3 protein-coding genes and 1 pseudogene are annotated in these 2,403 nt (G+C 56.1%); 3 read left to right on the top strand and 1 reads right to left on the bottom strand.

The features are described from left to right. Positions 1-360: histidine phosphotransferase family protein (locus tag ENZ74_RS29330; RefSeq protein ID WP_245471031.1), on the top strand; the 360-nt coding region annotated here is incomplete at its 5' end. 238 nt (positions 361-598) lie between these two features. Next, positions 599-1,003, top strand: a complete 405-nt coding sequence (locus ENZ74_RS29325) for a response regulator (protein WP_024504503.1) — start codon at positions 599-601, stop codon at positions 1,001-1,003. A gap of 104 nt (positions 1,004-1,107) precedes the next feature. Here ENZ74_RS29325 and ctrA read toward each other — a convergent pair whose 3' ends face one another. After that, a complete protein-coding gene (gene ctrA, locus ENZ74_RS29320; RefSeq protein WP_006203583.1) occupies positions 1,108-1,803 on the bottom strand; it encodes a cell cycle two-component system response regulator CtrA in 696 nt (231 codons plus the stop codon). 452 nt (positions 1,804-2,255) lie between these two features. Between ctrA and ENZ74_RS29315 the strand changes: the two are divergent. Beyond that, positions 2,256-2,403 (top strand): annotated as a pseudogene (locus ENZ74_RS29315) (flagellar export protein FliJ); the annotation flags it as partial.

Below are 2,403 nucleotides of genomic sequence, written 5' to 3'. Positions count from 1 at the left end.
GTTCGGTCTCAAGGTTTTCCAGCGTCACGGAAAGCTTGCCGCCGCGCGTTGCTGCCCAAGAACAAGGTCAAGCTGCAGCTCAACCTGATCCTCGTCGCCAATGCCGCCATTCCGCGCGGCGGCAAGCTTTCCGTGACGCTGGAAAACCTTGAGACCGAACCGCGTTTCGCGCTTGCGTCGGCTGGCCCGATGCTGCGGGTGCCGCCGAAATTCCTCGAACTGCATTCCGGCCACAAGCCGGAGGAGCCGATCGACGCGCATTCCGTGCAGCCCTATTACACGCTGCTTCTGGCGCGCGAGGCCGGCATGACGATATCGATCCACGCGACGCCGGAAGAAATCGTGCTTTCGGCGGCCTGATGCGCAGCCGATAAAGCGAAGTATTTTTTCATTTAAAGCTGTAATTCCAGCTCATCGACTTGAGATGCGTCTGGTCGTTCAGGCGGCGCCAAAGCATTCGTGAATAAAAGTAGGCACCTGCCCATCTTTATAAAAATTTTACCTAACGCCTTTTCGGCTTCTTTACCAGATTGGCCTATGGTGCGTCCTGGATGCCCCCGACGCTACCGGACTGCCAGAAGGCAAAGAGGACCCGGAAATGAAACGCTGCATGTTCGTCGACGATTCAAGCGTTATCAGGAAGGTTGCAAAACGCATCCTGGGCGGCTCCGAAATGATTGTCATCGAGGCCGCCAGCGGACTTGACGCGCTGGAGATGTGCGCCGCCGACATGCCCGACATCATCGTCGTCGATGGCGCCTTGCCCGACGTACCGGCGGTCGATCTCATCCGTCGCGTCCGCGCCATGGAGAGCCCGATAAGGCCGCAGATCCTGATTTCCCTGGTCGAGCTCGATATTGCTTCGATCATGCGGGCCAAGCGAGCCGGCGCCCAGGGCTATCTCTTGAAGCCGTTCAACCGCCCGCAGTTGCTCGAGCGCTTTCGCACCTTGAAGAGCGCACCTGATTCGGCATCCTTGAGCAACTCCAGAAAAAGTGCGTGACGGTCTTCTGCTCGGAAGCCCAGAAGCAGACCGTTACCAGCCCATCATGCAAAAACCCGGCCGAAGCCGGGTTTTTTATTGAAAAGATTCGAACGATTCGTCGCTCAGGCGCTGACGCGAATGTCTTCCGGTTCGCGCAGCACATAGCCGCGACCCCAGACCGTTTCGATGTAGTTCTGACCGCCCGATGCCGCGTCGAGCTTTTTGCGCAGCTTGCAGATGAAGACGTCGATGATTTTCAGCTCAGGCTCGTCCATGCCGCCATAGAGGTGGTTGAGGAACATTTCCTTGGTCAACGTGGTGCCCTTGCGTAGCGAGAGCAACTCCAGCATCTGGTATTCCTTGCCGGTCAGGTGCACGCGCTGGCCGCCGACTTCGACTGTCTTGGCATCGAGGTTGACCACCAGGTCGCCGGTGGTGATGACCGACTGGGCGTGGCCCTTGGAACGCCGCACGATGGCATGAATGCGGGCAACCAGCTCGTCCTTGTGGAATGGCTTGGTCATGTAGTCGTCTGCGCCGAAGCCGAGGCCGCGCACCTTGTCCTCGATGCCGGCCATGCCGGAGAGGATGAGAATAGGTGTTTTGACCTTGGAAAGGCGAAGCGTTCTCAAGACCTCGTAGCCTGACATGTCAGGCAGGTTGAGGTCGAGAAGAATGATATCGTAGTCGTAGAGCTTGCCTAGATCGACGCCCTCTTCACCGAGATCGGTCGTGTAGACGTTGAAACTTTCCGATTTCAGCATCAGTTCGATGCTTTGTGCGGTTGCACTGTCATCTTCTATCAGCAGAACACGCATTTTATTCCCCTTTTCTGCTGCCGGACCATTTCACGACCCGTCCGGACCCGGAGCAGTGGTTGCCTTGTGCAGAGGCTGCCATTGAATGGTTAACAAATCCTAATTTCCCGTCCATGACGGTACCAGATTTTTTAACCTCTTTCTACACCCTCTTGAATCTAATAACGAATCTCAGAACCAAATTCCTAATGCAACACATTAACAACCTGGACTAAGCGACTCCAGGGACTCATCGACGTCGCTTCCGCATCGGTGGCCGGAATTTTTACCCGGCCTTAAGTCCTGACCCGTATGATTAACAATGCCCGTAAACGAATGGTTACCGCCGGCAAAAAACTTTAGGGTTTTGTTTCCCATAGTTGGGGGAAAGCCGGTGGACACGGGTGCGGCCTGGGCGTTTCCAGGTGGTTTGGACGATAAGTGCGGGTGTGCGTTTCCGGGAGTACCGAATCATGAAGTCACGTGAAAACCTCGTTCGGCTGAAACAGTTTCAGGTGAATGAGAAGCGGCGGCAGCTGCTGCAGCTCGACATGATGATCGCCGAGTTCGAACGCATGGCCGTCGAGCTGGAGCTTCAGATTACCGCCGAGGAAAAGAAGG

Origin of the sequence: Mesorhizobium sp. M7A.F.Ca.CA.002.15.2.1, assembly GCF_003998715.1 — a bacterium.
In the GTDB taxonomy this organism is placed as follows: Bacteria; Pseudomonadota; Alphaproteobacteria; order Rhizobiales; family Rhizobiaceae; genus Mesorhizobium; species Mesorhizobium ciceri.
Note: the sequence above shows the minus strand (reverse complement) of the source record. Positions and strands in the feature narration are given on the sequence as shown.